This is a genomic window from Bacillus cereus group sp. BceL062 (genome assembly GCF_051780025.1).
Classification (GTDB): Bacteria; Bacillota; Bacilli; order Bacillales; family Bacillaceae_G; genus Bacillus_A; species Bacillus_A toyonensis.
The window spans coordinates 362,437-377,683 of record NZ_JBPWGY010000004.1 but is presented as its reverse complement, the minus strand read 5'-3'; the positions used below and the strand labels follow the sequence as shown (position 1 = coordinate 377,683).

Genomic DNA, 15,247 nt, shown 5'->3' with positions numbered 1-15,247 from the left:
GGGATAAACTCAAAAGGAAGGTATATATGAAAACTTTACTAAAACGATTTCTGTTAATAGCCTTTTGTATTACACCAATTGTTGTATTAATCAACTACTCTTTTATTTCAAAAGCGAAAGACAAACCCGATTTGCAAAGCAAATCTAGTAAAACAGTTACAAAAAGCAAAAAGAAAATAGAAGACCCGGAAATTACACTCACTTTCTCTGGTGATACAATGTTCGATTGGCAATTACGTCCTATTATCGAAAAAAACGGGGCTGATTATCCATTCCAACATGTAAAAGAAGAAATAACAAAAGCAGATATTTCCTTTGTTAATTTAGAATCGGCCTTTACAACGAGAGAAAAGAAAGCACCTGGGCAACTGTTTTGGATTAAAAGTGATCCATCTACACTACAAGCCATTAAAAACACTGGATATGACATCGTAAATATTGGGAATAACCATACACTTGATTATGGGCAAGATGGATTATTAGACACTATCTCTCACGTAGAAAAATTAAAGTTCCCTTACATCGGGGCCGGAAAAAATGCAAAAGATGCATATACTGCACGAGAAATGACCGTAAAAGGGAAAAAGTTCAAATTTCTTTCCTTCGTTCGATTTATGCCTGATTCTAATTGGGTAGCTGGTGACAATAAACCTGGCGTTGCGAACGGATATGATTTAAATCTTGTAACTAAAACAATTAAAGAGCAAAAACAAGATGCAGACTATTTAATCGTCTATATGCATTGGGGCGTTGAAAAATCAAATCGTCCAGTAGAATACCAAAAACAATATGTACCTAAAATGGTTGAAGCAGGTGCTGACGCTATTGTCGGAAGTCACCCGCATTGGTTACAAGGGTTTGAGTATTATAATAAAGTTCCTATTGCTTACTCATTAGGTAACTTTTTGTTCCCGAGTTATGTGAATGGAAAAAGTGCAGAAACTGGCGTCTTAACTTTAACTTTTAACGGAAAGGATGTCCAAATGTCATTTAACCCTTACATCATTCGTAATAACCAAGTTTCCCCAGTAAATGAAGAAGAAAAGAAAAAAGCTCTACAATATTTACAAACGGTTTCAACTGATGTAGAAATTGATAGTACTGGAAAAATAATAAACACACGTAACTAAACAGCACGAAATCTATTTCTCTGTAACAAATACTACAGAATAGGTGATAGACATGCTGAAAGACTTGTTAGAAAATATAAGTTTGTTAGAAAACGTATATAAAGTATCTATAGCAATCCTGCTTTTATGCTCCTTTTTTCTGTTAGACTACTAAAAAAATAAAGGGAGAAAGAAAACTTTCTCCCTTTGAATTTTCATTGTACATAATCATTCATATCGCGATATATTTTTGGTTAACTAGCTTTCTCCTTCTTGAATTTGGAGAGTATTTCGTTTCACTAAAAAAAGATAGAACAATCAGCATTCTCCTTGCTTGTATCTATCTTTTTTTATTTTTTCTACTAGATAAGCAGATCAAACAAAACAGGGTTTTTATTAAGCTCCACAAATTGAATATTATTTTCTTTAAAACGAGTAATTAATTGCTCATAATCTTCTTTATGTTTTAATTCTACCCCGACCAGCGCTGGACCATTTTCTTTATTATGTTTCTTAATATACTCAAAGCGCGTAATGTCATCTTCTGGTCCTAATCCTTTATCAAGAAATTCTCTTAGCGCACCTGAACGCTGCGGAAATTCAATGATGAAATAATGCTTTAACCCTTCGTAAATGAGAGAACGTTCTTTCATTTCTTGCATTCTATCAATATCATTATTTCCACCACTTAGCGTACATACAACTGTTTTACCTTTTATTTCATCCCTGTATAAATCAAGTGCTGCAATAGAGAGTGCACCAGCCGGTTCAGCTACAATTGCATTTTTCTTATACAGTTCTAAAATCGTCGTACAAACCTTTCCCTCTGGTACTAAAACAATGTCATCAATGACATCTTTACAAGTTTCAAATGTTAACTTCCCTACTTTTTTGACAGCTGCTCCATCAACAAAACTATCTATTTTCTCTAATGCTACATTTTCGTTTTGAAGGAAAGCCTCTTTCATAGATGCAGCCCCCATCGGTTCTACACCAATTACCTTTGTAGCTGGACTAACACCTTTCACATATGTACCTACACCCGATGCTAATCCACCGCCGCCAATTGCTGTAAAGAGATAATCAACTGCCTTATCCATATCGTGCATAATTTCAACAGCTACTGTTCCTTGCCCTGCAATTACATACGGATCATCAAACGGATGCACAAATGTCATCCTATTTTCCTCACAATAGCGCTGCGCTTCTTGAAAAGCACCATCAAATGTATCACCAACTAACATGATTTCTGCAAAGCTACCACCAAAAAATTGAACTTGTGATACTTTCTGTTTTGGTGTCGTTGTTGGCATAAAGATTTTCGATGGAATATTTAATAAATTACACGTATACGCAACTCCTTGTGCGTGATTGCCAGCACTTGCACAAACAACACCATTTTGTAATTGTTCTTTCGACAAACTTTGAATTAAATTGTATGCACCGCGAATTTTGAAAGACCGAATTACTTGCAAATCTTCTCGTTTAATATACACCTCACATTCGTATTTTTCAGATAAAACCTTATCACGTTGCAAGGGCGTTTTCATGACGATATCCTTCATACAGTTATGAGCCATAAGGATATCTTCAATCTTCACTCTCTCCTTCACATTTTGCACCATTTTCTATCATCCTTATCTCTTTTATTTTGACTCAATCAAAATTCGGCACCTTTAAAACTGCACCTGTATTCGCCGATGTTACCATCTGAGAATATCGTCCAAGCCAGCCCGTTTTCACTTTCGGTTCTGGTCGTTTCCATTCTTTTTTACGTTTTTCTAATTCCTCATCACTCACTCTTACTTCTAGCAAGCGCTCCTCAACATCAATACATACGATATCCCCTTGTTCAAGTAGTGCGATTGTTCCACCCGCAGCTGCTTCTGGTGAAATATGCCCTACCGAAATGCCACGTGAAGCTCCAGAGAAACGTCCGTCCGTTAATAATGCAACCTCAGCACCTAATCCCATTCCAGCGATTGCTGATGTTGGTGCTAACATTTCAGGCATACCCGGTCCGCCTCTTGGCCCTTCATAACGAATGACAACTACATCTCCTTTTTTCACTTTCCCAAGCATAATGCCAGCCAATGCCTCATCTTGTGAATTAAAAATAACGCAAGGTCCTTCAAATCGTTTTACTTCGGTTGCCCCGCTTTTAATAACCGCTCCATCTTTCGCTAGATTTCCTTTTAAAATACGTAAGCCCCCCTCTTCACTATGAGGGTTTTCAAGAGAATGAATCACTTCCTTATCTTTAATCTCTGCATGAGCAATGTTTTCTCTTAATGTTTGCCCAGTAGCCGTAATACGGTCTAAATGAAGTACCCCTTCTTTTCTGCTCATCTCTTTCAAGATTGCACTAATTCCGCCCGCTCGATCAATATCTTCCATATGCCAGTTAGAAGCTGGACTTACTTTACATAAATGCGGTACACGTCTTGAAACAGCATCAATACGGCTCATATCATAATCTAGCCCTGCCTCTTGTGCGAGTGCTAGCGTGTGTAATACTGTATTCGTTGATCCACCCATCGCCATATCAAGTGCAAAAGCATCGTCAATTGCTTCTTCTGTTACAATATCACGCGGCTTAATATCTCTTTCAATTAAAATTTTCAGTTTCTCTGCTGCTTGTTTAATTAACTCTTCACGTCTTGGATCAATTGCTAAAATACTACCGTTTCCAGGAAGGGCTAAACCTAATACTTCACATAAACAGTTCATAGAGTTCGCTGTAAACATGCCGGAACAAGAGCCACAAGATGGACAGCCATGATCTTCAATATCTTTTAATTCTTCTTCTGAAATTTTCCCAGATTGATAAGCCCCTACCCCTTCAAAAACAGAACTAAGGTCAACAACTTCCCCCTTAGATGTTTTCCCAGCTGCCATCGGTCCACCTGAAACAAACACAGTCGGAATGTTAATACGAAGAGCTGCCATCATCATACCTGGTGTAATTTTGTCACAGTTTGGGATACAAATCATGCCGTCAAACCAATGTGCATTTACAACCGTTTCTACTGAATCTGCAATAATTTCACGACTCGGAAGCGAATAACGCATACCGATATGTCCCATCGCAATACCATCGTCTACTCCAATTGTATTGAATTCGAATGGTACCATACCTGCTGCACGAACGGCTTCTTTTACAAGTTTCCCAAATTCGTTCAAGTGCTTATGCCCTGGAATAATTTCAATAAAAGAATTACAAATCGCAATAAACGGCTTATCAAAATCCTCATCTTTCAAACCAGTTGCTTTTAATAAACTACGATGTGGCGCTTTATCAAAACCTTTTTTAATCATGTCACTTCTCATCTTGTCAAATCCCCTCTTACGTATTTTTCACTTATATTCTCTTAATCTATTTCTTTACTAACATTTTCTTTTCTGGTTCCTTAATCCAGCTCATCATTTCACGAAGCTCTGTTCCTACTTTTTCTAACTGATGATCTTGTTCTGCTTTTTTCATCGCGTTGTATGTTGGACGACCTGCTTGGTTTTCTAAAATCCATTTTTTCGCGAATTCACCTTGCTGAATTTCTGTAAGTACTCGTTTCATCTCTTTCTTCGTTTCATCTGTAACAATTCTTGATCCTGTTACATAATCTCCAAACTCTGCCGTATCTGAAATAGAATGGCGCATGTTCGTTAATCCACCTTCGTACATTAAATCAACAATTAACTTTAATTCATGCAAACATTCAAAGTATGCAATTTCAGGACGATATCCGCCTTCCGTTAACGTTTCAAAACCAGCTTTTACAAGTGCAGTTACTCCGCCGCAAAGCACAGCTTGCTCACCGAATAAGTCTGTCTCTGTTTCTTCCTGGAATGTCGTTTCAATTACACCTGCACGTGTACAACCTACACCTTTTGCATATGCAAGAGCGACATGTAATGCCGTGCCGGTTGCATCTTGATGCACTGCAACTAATGCCGGAACACCATTTCCTTCTTGGAATACACGGCGAACGAGATGACCTGGGCTTTTTGGTGCGACCATCGCTACGTCTACGTAACTTGGCGGATTAATTTGTCCGAAGTGAATATTAAATCCATGTGAGAAAAGTAACATTTGCCCTTCACGAAGATTCTCTTCTACTTCTGTTCTATAAACATGTGCTTGTTGTTCATCCGGCAATAACATTTGTACAACTTGTGCGGTTCGAACCGCTTCTGAAACGGACATTACTTCAAACCCATCAGCTTTCGCTACTTCATATGACTTACCAGGACGAACGCCAACTACAACTTCCACACCAGAATCACGTAAATTTTGTGCTTGGGCATGACCTTGAGATCCATATCCGACTACCGCAACTGTCTTCCCTTGTAATAACTCTACTTTTGCATCTTGCTCATAATACGTTTTCATATTCCATACACTCCTTATAATTTGTTTACTTGTAGTACATTGATTAATTTTTTCAGCTGACTGATGAGTAATGTTGCTTCTTGTTCTGTACAAACTGTTGTTAACTCCATTTCATTTTCATTTAAATTTAATGAAGAAATATAATAACCACGCCGAGCAAAAATTCCACTTATACGTAATAAGACGTTTGGGTCGTTATGGATAACTAGTGAAAAAGTATGACTCATTCTTCCCACCTCTTCATCATCATTTCATTATTCCCTTTGTTTGGCGGAACCATCGGAAATACGTTTTCACCTTCTTCTACACAAAAATCAACTACGACAGGACCTTCGTGCGCAAAAGCTTCTAACATCACTTTTTTCGCCTCTGTTGCATTTGTTGCTCTTAGCCCCCTCACTCCATATGCTTCTGCTACTTTTACAAAATCAGGTGATCCAATTTTTGATTCTGATAAACGATTCTCATAAAACATTTCTTGCCATTGCCTTACCATCCCTAAAAATTTGTTGTTTATTATAAATACTTTTACAGGTATGTTATTTTCTGCAATTGTTTGCAGTTCTTGAATATTCATTTGAAAAGAAGCATCGCCCGCAATACAGATGACAAGTTCTTCTTCTTTAGCAAGCTGAGCACCAATAGCTGCTGGGAAACCAAATCCCATTGTTCCTAATCCACCTGAGGTAAGAAAAGTACGAGGTTTTCTCGCTTTATAGAAGTGAGCAGCCCACATTTGATGCTGTCCTACTTCTGTCGTGACAATTGCTTCACCATTCGTTAATTCACTTATTAAATCAATCACATGCTGTGGTTTTAAATTGGATTCTTTTTGTTTATAGGAAAGAGGATATTCTTCTTTCCATTTCCTCACTTTTTGAAGCCATTCATCTGCTTGTGTATACATAGGCACATGTAACAGCATGTGTAACGCTTTTTTCACATCCCCTACAATCGGATGCTCTACAGCTATATTTTTATGGAACTCCGAAGGATCAATATCAATGTGTACCTTTGTCGAATGTGGAGAAAAAAGTTCTAATTTTCCTGTTACGCGATCATCAAAGCGAACACCTAAAGCAAGTAGTAAGTCACATTCTGTTACTGCCATATTTGCAGCGTACGTTCCATGCATGCCGAGCATTCCTAAAAATAATGAATCTCCCGGCGGATATGCACCAAGTCCCATTAAAGTGGAAACGACAGGAATACGGTTCTCCCTCGCAAACTTGATGAGTTCTTCAGATCCACCTGAATGAATGACGCCTCCTCCAATATATAGAAGTGGGCGTTTAGCTTTTGAAATTTCTTTAGCCACCTCTCTAAGCTTCCTACTGTCTGGCATAGGCTCTATTTTGTATCCTGGAATCTCAATTACTTCATTATAAAAACTTGTTACCTTTCCATTTTGAACATCTTTTGGAATATCAATTAATACTGGTCCTGGTCGCCCGCTTTCGGCGATGTAAAAAGCTTCTTGTACAGTACGTGATAAATGATTCACATCACGAACTTGGTAATTATGCTTCGTAACAGATACAGTAATTCCGACAACATCAGCTTCTTGAAATCCATCTTTACCAATTAAAGGCGTTGCAACTTGCCCTGTAATAACAACTAAAGGAATCGAATCCATATAAGCATCTGCTAAGCCCGTAACTAAATTCGTCGCTCCTGGGCCAGAGGTAGCAAAGACTACCCCAACCTTTCCAGAAGCTCTCGCATACCCTTCAGCCGCATGAATGGCAGCTTGCTCATGACGAGTTAAAACGTGCTTCAATCCACTTCCATATAACGCATCGTATACTGGCAAAATCGCTCCGCCCGGATAACCGAAAACAGTCGTTACACCTAATATTTTCAAGCATTGAATAACGTGTCCGGCACCTGTCACTTCTTCGCACTGTAATTTCTCACATGTTGTATACTGTTCCTCCATTTCGATTAACTCCTCTCCCTTTCTACGCTAAACTTTCCGCCAGTCCCGGAACACGTACTCCTCTTTCTCTCGTCAATTTTTTAAACTCTTCAGTTAATCGTTTCGTAACACTTCCTGGTTTCCCATCTCCAATTTCTCTAGAATCAACTTTTACAACTGGAATTAACTCTGCTGCCGTTCCTGTTAAAAACACTTCATCTGCTACATATACGTCATGGCGAGTAAATGGCCTTTCCTCACACCAGATATTAAGACGCTCACATAACTCGATAACACTATTTCTCGTAATACCTTCTAGCGCCCCTAAATACGAAGGAGGTGTTAGCACTTTTCCATCTTTCACAATGAAAACATTATCTCCAGACCCTTCACAAACATATCCTTGTTGGTTAAGCATAAGCGCCTCGAGTACGCCTGCTTGCGCTGCTTCAATTTTTACAAGTACATTATTTAAATAGTTCATTGACTTAATACGTGGATCTAATGCATCTGGCGTATTACGTCTTGATGCTACAGATACAACGCTTAGTCCATTATCATAAAATTCCTGAGGGAATAACTTTAATTGTTCTGCAATAATAATTACGCTCGGTTTCACGCAACTCCTCGGGTCAAGCCCTAAATCCCCCTTTCCTCTTGAAACAATTAATCTAATGTAGGCATCAGCGTATTCATTTTTTTGAAGTGTCTGTAAAACGGCTTCTTCCATTTCTTCTACCGGCATTGGAATCGTCAGTAAAATAGATTTCGCCGATTCATATAATCGTTTCACATGTTCTTTTAGACAAAATACATTTCCTCCGTAACTACGAATCCCTTCAAATACACCGTCTCCATATAAAAAACCGTGATCATATACTGAAACAACTGCCTTTTCTTTTTCTACAAATTCCCCATTCATATAAATGTACTGGTTACCCATCTCACATCGCTCCTCTTTTTTTCTCTCTATTTTTGCAATCTATTTCTACATCGATTGCTGAGATGGGTATTTTAACAGAATATTCAGTATATAAACCTTAAAAATATACTCATCTCAACAATCGATTACGTACATACTTGTAGCAACCCATTGCTGAGACGAGGGAATCGTGGTACCACTCAGCTTCCTTACACTTCTCACGAAATATAAGCTTTGCAAGTCCAATTAGACTTTTGTTTTTCTATCGGAAACAATTCCGCTACTTTTTACTAGTTTTCAAAAGTAGTGCTCCGAGGTGATCTTCAATGATTCGATTGTTACTACCCTCACAGCCTTGGGACAGCTCTCTGAAACAATCTATATCATTTACTCTCCTCTTCCACGCATTCTTTTATTCTATTTTTATAAAATAAAAACTCTCGCCTCAGCAATCAACTACTACAACTTAGTAGCTTTGATTGCTGAGGCGAGAGTTTCGCGTTACCACTCAGCTTCCTTATACTTCTCACGAAATATAAGCTCTGTAGGTCCAATCAGACCCCCGTCCTTTTACCGGAGACGATGCCGCCGCCCTCTACTCAGTTTCCCTTTCGCAAGCGATGCTCCGAGGTGATCTTCAATGATTCGATTGCTACTACTCTCACAGCCTAGGAGTAGCTCTCTGAAACGATCATAATCATCTACTTTCCTCTTCTTTGCATATACAACATATAAAGTTAGAAAATTCTTAATTAACTTTTATTTGTTACACGTATTATAGGACGCGGTTCTTTTCATTGTCAACATGTTTTTAGAAAAAAATTAAAATTCATTCTATTTATTTTTTCTCAAATCAAAATTGGAATGCATTACTTACATACACTCATATATTACTTAAGTATGTTTGCATTACTACATAAAGAAAAATTTATGAGGAGATGAGGAAACTATGTTAAAGGGAAAAGTAGCGTTAGTTACAGGAGCAAGCCGAGGAATTGGACGTGCTATTGCTAAACGTTTAGCAAATGACGGTGCATTGGTTGCTGTTCATTACGGTAATCGAAAAGATGACGCTGAAGAAACTGTTCATGAAATTCGATCAAATGGTGGCCAAGCTTTTTCTATCGGTGCAAATTTAGAATCCTTACACGGTGTAGAAAATCTTTATAACGCTTTAGATACTGAATTACAAAAGCGCACTGGTGAAACACAATTTGATATTTTAATAAACAATGCCGGCATTGGTCCTGGTGCTTTTATTGAAGAAACGACTGAACAATTTTTTGATAGAATTGTTTCAGTAAATACAAAAGCACCATTCTTTATCATTCAACAAGCACTGCCACGTTTACGTGACAATAGCCGAATTATTAATATTTCATCCGCTGCGACCCGCATTTCTTTACCTGATTTCGTTGCCTATAGTATGACGAAAGGCGCTATTAATACAATGACTTTTACGCTAGCAAAACAGCTTGGAGCACGAGGAATAACGGTGAATGCAATACTTCCAGGATTTATTAAAACAGATATGAATGCAGAACTCTTGAGCGACCCGATGATGAAGCAGTACGCTACTACTATTTCCGCTTTCAATCGCTTAGGTGAAGTAGAAGACATTGCCGATACTGCTGCATTTCTCGCTTCTCCAGACAGCCGCTGGGTTACTGGACAATTAATTGATGTGAGCGGAGGATCTTGTTTATAAAAAACATATATTTTCAAATCTTTTTTATTGCGCAATAAAACAATTTATATAATACTATATAAAACATATACATTTAGGAGGATTACAGTAATGTCCGAAAAAACATACGAACTCGCAACCTTCGCAGGCGGTTGCTTTTGGTGCATGGTAAAACCATTTGATGAACTTCCAGGTATTCATAAAGTGCTTTCTGGCTATGCAGGAGGTCATATAGAAAATCCAACATATGAACAAGTAAAAGCTGGAACATCTGGACATTTAGAAGTTGTTCAAATTACATTCGATCCTTCTATTTTTCCTTATCAGAAATTACTAGACTTATATTGGCCACAAATCGATCCAACTGATGATGGCGGACAATTTTTTGACCGTGGTCCATCTTATCGTACCGCTATTTTTTATCATAACGAAACACAAAAAGCGCTTGCTGAAAAATCAAAACAAGCTCTTGCAGAAAGCGGTATGTTTAAAGATCCAATCGTGACTGAAATTCGTCCTGCTGCACCTTTTTACGAAGCAGAGGAATACCACCAACATTTCTATAAAAAGAACCCAGAGAAATATGCTACTGAGCAAAAGGAATCTGGTCGTGAAGATTTTATTAAAGAAAATTGGCAAAAAAAATAATAAAAATGCATCGTGCTTTCTTTACAAGTACGATGCATTTTTATCTTTGAAACAGGTACCATACAATTACAAAACCAATCACTGTTAATGTCCAAAGTATTATTTCGTTTTTCACTCTATTCTTTTTATTTGTCATTTCATCTCCTCCTAATAGTTATTAAACATATTCAAGATTTCCTTTGTTTAATTGTCCACTTGATGAACATAAATACATCCGTACAAATTCTTATAACAAGAGTACCAATGATTCCAATTGCAATTGAAATTACTAACATCTGTCCAAAACTAAAGAAGTTGTATATGTTATATAGAGTACGATACATACAAGTAGAAAATTTGGTAAAAAAAGCAAAAATCTTTTAAGCATTTCTTCACCTCTTCTTATGCTTTTAAACTACGTCTCCTACTGTAACTGTGAAATAAAACTTGTTCAAAAATGTCATATAAACCCTCATTTAACGAAAAAAAATAAGAATCCATTTTGAAAAGGATTCTTATCTTATTCAGCAAAATTAAGGTTTATTATATTCCACATATCTTATTCCATACTTACTCCCGAAATAGAATAATATTACTGGATATTTATTAGCATTTTAATATTTTGATTGCCCTACAAATATTAAGACGAATAAAACGGTTGAATCATCCAGGCGTAAAAAACTAATCACCCGGCAGGAGAATACCGCTCCAGCTACCTACATCGCATTGGCCAAATTCATTATTACCTACCGCTACCACCGTTCCATCTGATTTAAGTCCGACCGTATGTGCACAACCAGCCGCTATTGCTACAATATCTCGCCAATCACTTACATTACATTGGCCATACTCATTCCAACCTACTGCCGCCACCGTTCCGTCTGATTTAAGTCCGATTGTATGATTCGTACCAGCTGCTATTGCTACAATACCCCTCCAACCACTCACGTCACACTGGTTATGTTTACCATTCCCCACTGCCGTCACCGTACCGTCTCGTTTAAGACCAACAGCATGAAGATAACCCGCTGTGACCGATACAATACCTCGCCAGCTGCTTATATTGCATTGGCCATATCGATTATTCCCCACTGCCGTCACTGTACCGTCCAATTTAAGACCGACTGTATGCCAGTCACCCGCCGCAACCGCCACAATATCTCGCCAGCCACTTACATTGCATTCTCCTTCTTTATTTCGCCCCACCGCCACTACCGTACCATCCAATTTAAGGCCAATAGTACGACGCCATCCCGCTGCGACTGCTTCAATATCACACCAGCTGCTTACATTGCATTCTCCTTCTTTATTTCGCCCCACTGCTACTACCGTGCCATCCAATTTAAGAGCAACGGTATGACCACGACCTGCCGCTATCGTATCTTTAGGCCACCGTTTCGCTTTTAACATTTCTTCTTTCGGTGAAATGTAATTCATGTTTTTCCTCCTTGCATATAAGCAACTGTATCCAAATAGATATTTTTATCTAATTTCATTATAAATGACCCAACTTTTTTTATAAATTTACAGCTACAAAAGAAGCCTATTATTACTTCTTCAAAAAATAAAAACCTCCAGTTTAAATACTAGAGGTTCCTTCTTTATTTCTTCAATCGTTCAATAAAATCGTTCAATTTATCAAGTGATTTCATATTCTGATTACAAGCTACACCATCTTTGCAAATATAGTTTCCCTTTTTAACGAAAGTTCCTGGTATATCACCTTTAATTTCCACTAAAAACATTCCTACTTCTTCATGCCCATGACATAATGAACAAATGCTTTTTTTATTTAAACTTTGAAAAGTTCCTTGCAGACCAACAAACTTATTTTTATCATTTTTCGCTATAATAAATTTCCTACTGGATCCTTTATCAATCCAGCTTAAATAGGATACTTCTTTCATATCCAGTTCTTCCATATCAGGAAGTTTTAATTTTTTCGCCTTAGGAAATAATTTTTTTAACGTTTGTGCTGTAACTTCCTGAAACGGAATGACATACGGATTTATTTTCAGTAAAAACGATTCTGCATCTTCTCTATTTTTAACCGTTACTACCGTATCAATTAACTCTTTCTGTTCATCCGTTACATTCTCAAATACATGTATTATCTTTTCAATTGCAAGTGATTTTAACGCTTGAATTACTCCTCTATCATTTGCCGTTGCATGCCCGTTTGCTAAAATATAAGCTTGTGATTTTATAAAATTATATTGATCACTTCTAATAAACGCTTCCATCTTTATCACTCCATACAAATTGTTGATCTAGTTTTATTGTATACAATGATTACGTTTTTTGATATGTAAAAGATAACTTAGAAACAAACATTACATATATCACTTATTCTCTACCGCTGCATTTCCTGACAAAAGAAGCCATCATCTGTTTTCCATTCCGCATATAATACGTCTTCAAATTTAGTAATTCCTTTTTGCTTTATTTGTTTATAAAGCCATCCCTCATCAAAACCTGCTTCCCTCAAATTATCCTTCACTACTTTCCCATCACTAATTAATGAAATCGGTAAGTATACAGGCTTATGTTTTAAACTTAAGTCATTTATAGTAGGAGATTCGTATTTACTTTTTTTCAGAACGCTTATGTTTCCGTTAGGTTCCAATATCATATATTCAACTTCTCGGATTGAAAATATATCTTTTTGTTGCCTAAGCATTTGCTGTAATTGATTAATATCCAAATGATTTGAACTTAGTTGTTCCCGGTCAATATATCCATTACGGATAATGATTGACGGAGAGCCTTCAAAAAAACTTCTCGTTCCTCTAAATTTTTGTGTTATTACTTCTATTGTATAAATTAACACTACCCATACAAGTACAGCATATAAAATAGACCATACTTTTATTTCCGGATCATATATAGTATTTCCAACCAATTCTCCGAGAACAATGGCAGAAATAAAATCAAAAGGTGTTAGCTGCGATATTTGTGTTTTACCTAATATTTTAGTAGCAATTAATAAAACAAAAAAACCAACAAAAAGTTCTATCGTTATTTGTCCAAGATGATTCATATATGTTCACCTTTCTGCTTTTCACTCAAATGCTATGTATCCAATTTAGTAAAAAACGGCACATTATCGCTATTATCATGTCCATTCACATCCAATAAATACAAAACAAAAAGAGTCTGATTCAAAATAATATTTGAACCAGACTCTTTCCTTTTTTTCACTTAGAATACACAATCTTTTTAATCGTTTCTCCGGAAAGAAAATATTCTTCTGCAAGTTGATGAATAGCAATTCCGCTTTTAAATGCTGCTTTAATCGCGTTATTTCTTTCATCTAATTGTTTTCTTCCTCCAGATCGTGTACCCCATTTATAATGTTTCGTTTCTTGTTTTGGAATGTAAATTGTTTCACCTTGTATATACTTTTGAATTTCAGCAATTAAACTTTCTGGTAAAACTGCCGCAGCTTTTACGTATTTCATCTCTGCTCGCCCCTTATTTTTTTATGATTCATTTCAATAAGGTGCAAAGCCAAATATAAAAAATGATACGAGCTCATTTAGGCGATTGTATATTACTTGTCTACCTCACGCAAAGTATCGCCATTTCCATACTTGGCTTTGCATGAGACGTTGCAGTGTCTGGCAATTGAATTATAATCGCCATATAAACACCTCCTAATATACCTTTTGCATTTTATTATATGATAAATTTCCTCTCCTTGCATCTTCATGCTTTTTCAGCAATAAATAATTAATTTTGATATAATACTTTTTATTGAATCAAAAATCATTGTGAGGTTACATTATGAAGAAAAAAATTATCATTACAATCGTTACACTATTCTTTATTATCACGGCATTATTCGGAACATACAAATTGATGAACGCAAGAAGCTTTCAATTATTTGGAGATTTAACACAACGCGTAGAAACAAATGAAAAAGTGATCGCTTTAACTTTTGATGATGGCCCTACTAACAATGTAAAACAAATATTACCGTTACTGGATAAATACAATGCAAAAGCTACTTTCTTTGTTATCGGAAACGAATTAGAACACAATTTACCATTAGGAAAAGCAATTGTTCAATCAGGTCATCAACTTGGAAACCATACGTATTCTCATAACAGAATGGTTTTTAAAACACCTTCTTTTATTAAAGAAGAAATTGAAAAGACGAATTCGTTCATCCGCCAAACAGGATTTACAGACGAAATTGATTTTAGACCTCCTAACGGAAAAAAATTAATTGGGCTACCCTATTATTTAAATAAAAATAATATTGAAACGATTACGTGGGATCTTGAGCCTGATACTTTTTATAAATCTACAGCTGATAAAATTGACTACGTTAATAAAAATGTAAAACCAGGTTCTATCATTTTATTACACCCTATGTATGATAAATCTAATGAAAATTTACAGACCATTGAAGGTATTTTAGACTCTTTATCTAAAGAGGGATATCAATTCGTCACAGTAAATGAACTGCAAAAAAGAGCAAAATAAGGTGAAACTTTAATCAGTGGGGGGACCCATCCCCCACTTAACTTCTTCGCTTTCGCTGAGTTTTGAGGTGGGGGTCTTACTGCCCGGCAAATAGAAGGATAAA

Annotated in this window: 14 protein-coding genes, 2 pseudogenes and 2 other annotated features; of the genes and pseudogenes, 5 read left to right on the top strand and 11 right to left on the bottom strand. The window is 36.6% G+C overall.

All coding sequences use genetic code 11. The annotated features are described in order from the left end of the window. The first annotated feature begins 26 nt into the window (after positions 1-26). Both ACS2MN_RS12945 and ACS2MN_RS12940 read left to right on the top strand, forming a co-directional pair. Entirely contained in the window at positions 27-1,130 is a 1,104-nt protein-coding gene (locus tag ACS2MN_RS12945; RefSeq protein ID WP_346994136.1) for a CapA family protein, read from the top strand. Positions 1,131-1,182: 52 nt separating this feature from the next. Further along, positions 1,183-1,405, top strand: a pseudogene (locus tag ACS2MN_RS12940) (hypothetical protein); the annotation flags it as partial. A 66-nt stretch (positions 1,406-1,471) separates the two neighbouring features. On the opposite strand, the gene ilvA reads toward ACS2MN_RS12940, so the two are convergent. From ilvA to ilvE, 6 genes are read right to left on the bottom strand one after another with little or no spacing between them, the layout of a single operon-like run. Further along, positions 1,472-2,734, bottom strand: a complete 1,263-nt coding sequence (ilvA, locus tag ACS2MN_RS12935) for a threonine ammonia-lyase IlvA (protein WP_000250553.1) — start codon at positions 2,732-2,734, stop codon at positions 1,472-1,474. A 31-nt stretch (positions 2,735-2,765) separates the two neighbouring features. Next, on the bottom strand, positions 2,766-4,439 hold the full coding sequence (gene ilvD / locus ACS2MN_RS12930) for a dihydroxy-acid dehydratase (RefSeq protein ID WP_001255829.1): 1,674 nt from the start codon (positions 4,437-4,439) through the stop codon (positions 2,766-2,768). A gap of 46 nt (positions 4,440-4,485) precedes the next feature. Continuing rightward, complete coding sequence (ilvC, locus tag ACS2MN_RS12925) at positions 4,486-5,499, bottom strand: ketol-acid reductoisomerase (protein WP_087950235.1); 1,014 nt, start codon at positions 5,497-5,499, stop codon at positions 4,486-4,488. A gap of 14 nt (positions 5,500-5,513) precedes the next feature. Next, entirely contained in the window at positions 5,514-5,726 is a 213-nt protein-coding gene (locus tag ACS2MN_RS12920; protein ID WP_000019908.1) for an ACT domain-containing protein, read from the bottom strand. Then, positions 5,723-7,438 (bottom strand): acetolactate synthase large subunit, encoded by a 1,716-nt coding sequence (ilvB, locus tag ACS2MN_RS12915; RefSeq protein WP_346994135.1) that lies wholly within the window; start codon positions 7,436-7,438, stop codon positions 5,723-5,725. Before ilvB ends, ACS2MN_RS12920 begins: the two co-directional genes overlap by 4 nt. A gap of 22 nt (positions 7,439-7,460) precedes the next feature. Further along, positions 7,461-8,360, bottom strand: coding sequence for a branched-chain-amino-acid transaminase (ilvE, locus tag ACS2MN_RS12910; protein WP_098806190.1), 900 nt, complete (start codon positions 8,358-8,360; stop codon positions 7,461-7,463). Between the two features lie 151 nt (positions 8,361-8,511). Further along, positions 8,512-8,751 (bottom strand) — a binding site (T-box leader). A gap of 68 nt (positions 8,752-8,819) precedes the next feature. Then, positions 8,820-9,065: a binding site (T-box leader), on the bottom strand. A 223-nt stretch (positions 9,066-9,288) separates the two neighbouring features. Between ilvE and ACS2MN_RS12905 the strand changes: the two genes are divergently transcribed. Both ACS2MN_RS12905 and msrA read left to right on the top strand, forming a co-directional pair. Next, positions 9,289-10,047, top strand: a complete 759-nt coding sequence (locus ACS2MN_RS12905; RefSeq protein ID WP_346994134.1) for an SDR family oxidoreductase — start codon at positions 9,289-9,291, stop codon at positions 10,045-10,047. A 90-nt stretch (positions 10,048-10,137) separates the two neighbouring features. Further along, positions 10,138-10,674, top strand: coding sequence for a peptide-methionine (S)-S-oxide reductase MsrA (msrA, locus tag ACS2MN_RS12900; RefSeq protein ID WP_087950237.1), 537 nt, complete (start codon positions 10,138-10,140; stop codon positions 10,672-10,674). Between the two features lie 167 nt (positions 10,675-10,841). Here the strand turns inward: msrA and ACS2MN_RS12895 are convergent. From ACS2MN_RS12895 to ACS2MN_RS12875, 5 genes and pseudogenes are all read right to left on the bottom strand, one after another. Further along, a pseudogene (locus ACS2MN_RS12895) lies at positions 10,842-11,041 on the bottom strand (hypothetical protein). Between the two features lie 293 nt (positions 11,042-11,334). Further along, positions 11,335-12,090, bottom strand: coding sequence for an RCC1 domain-containing protein (locus ACS2MN_RS12890; RefSeq protein ID WP_346994133.1), 756 nt, complete (start codon positions 12,088-12,090; stop codon positions 11,335-11,337). A gap of 164 nt (positions 12,091-12,254) precedes the next feature. Continuing rightward, positions 12,255-12,896, bottom strand: coding sequence for a FusB/FusC family EF-G-binding protein (locus ACS2MN_RS12885; RefSeq protein ID WP_000387085.1), 642 nt, complete (start codon positions 12,894-12,896; stop codon positions 12,255-12,257). Positions 12,897-13,006: 110 nt separating this feature from the next. Continuing rightward, entirely contained in the window at positions 13,007-13,693 is a 687-nt protein-coding gene (locus ACS2MN_RS12880) for a DUF421 domain-containing protein (RefSeq protein ID WP_001015969.1), read from the bottom strand. A gap of 157 nt (positions 13,694-13,850) precedes the next feature. Next, positions 13,851-14,114, bottom strand: coding sequence for a CD3324 family protein (locus ACS2MN_RS12875; RefSeq protein WP_000878303.1), 264 nt, complete (start codon positions 14,112-14,114; stop codon positions 13,851-13,853). A gap of 325 nt (positions 14,115-14,439) precedes the next feature. Here ACS2MN_RS12875 and ACS2MN_RS12870 point away from each other — a divergent pair, with 325 nt between their 5' ends. Beyond that, on the top strand, positions 14,440-15,144 hold the full coding sequence (locus ACS2MN_RS12870) for a polysaccharide deacetylase family protein (protein WP_000726861.1): 705 nt from the start codon (positions 14,440-14,442) through the stop codon (positions 15,142-15,144). The last annotated feature ends 103 nt before the right edge of the window (positions 15,145-15,247 follow it).

Coding starts and splice junctions, on each gene's coding strand:
- ACS2MN_RS12880 (WP_001015969.1), bottom strand. CDS start 13,693: ATGAATCATCTTGGACAAATAACGATAGAACTTTTTGTTGGTTTTTTT.
- ACS2MN_RS12875 (WP_000878303.1), bottom strand. CDS start 14,114: ATGAAATACGTAAAAGCTGCGGCAGTTTTACCAGAAAGTTTAATTGCT.
- ACS2MN_RS12945 (WP_346994136.1), top strand. CDS start 27: ATGAAAACTTTACTAAAACGATTTCTGTTAATAGCCTTTTGTATTACA.
- ACS2MN_RS12905 (WP_346994134.1), top strand. CDS start 9,289: ATGTTAAAGGGAAAAGTAGCGTTAGTTACAGGAGCAAGCCGAGGAATT.
- ACS2MN_RS12870 (WP_000726861.1), top strand. CDS start 14,440: ATGAAGAAAAAAATTATCATTACAATCGTTACACTATTCTTTATTATC.
- ACS2MN_RS12885 (WP_000387085.1), bottom strand. CDS start 12,896: ATGGAAGCGTTTATTAGAAGTGATCAATATAATTTTATAAAATCACAA.
- ilvE (WP_098806190.1), bottom strand. CDS start 8,360: ATGGGTAACCAGTACATTTATATGAATGGGGAATTTGTAGAAAAAGAA.
- ilvC (WP_087950235.1), bottom strand. CDS start 5,499: ATGAAAACGTATTATGAGCAAGATGCAAAAGTAGAGTTATTACAAGGG.
- ilvB (WP_346994135.1), bottom strand. CDS start 7,438: ATGGAGGAACAGTATACAACATGTGAGAAATTACAGTGCGAAGAAGTG.
- ACS2MN_RS12920 (WP_000019908.1), bottom strand. CDS start 5,726: ATGAGTCATACTTTTTCACTAGTTATCCATAACGACCCAAACGTCTTA.
- ACS2MN_RS12890 (WP_346994133.1), bottom strand. CDS start 12,090: ATGAATTACATTTCACCGAAAGAAGAAATGTTAAAAGCGAAACGGTGG.
- ilvD (WP_001255829.1), bottom strand. CDS start 4,439: ATGAGAAGTGACATGATTAAAAAAGGTTTTGATAAAGCGCCACATCGT.
- ilvA (WP_000250553.1), bottom strand. CDS start 2,734: ATGGTGCAAAATGTGAAGGAGAGAGTGAAGATTGAAGATATCCTTATG.
- msrA (WP_087950237.1), top strand. CDS start 10,138: ATGTCCGAAAAAACATACGAACTCGCAACCTTCGCAGGCGGTTGCTTT.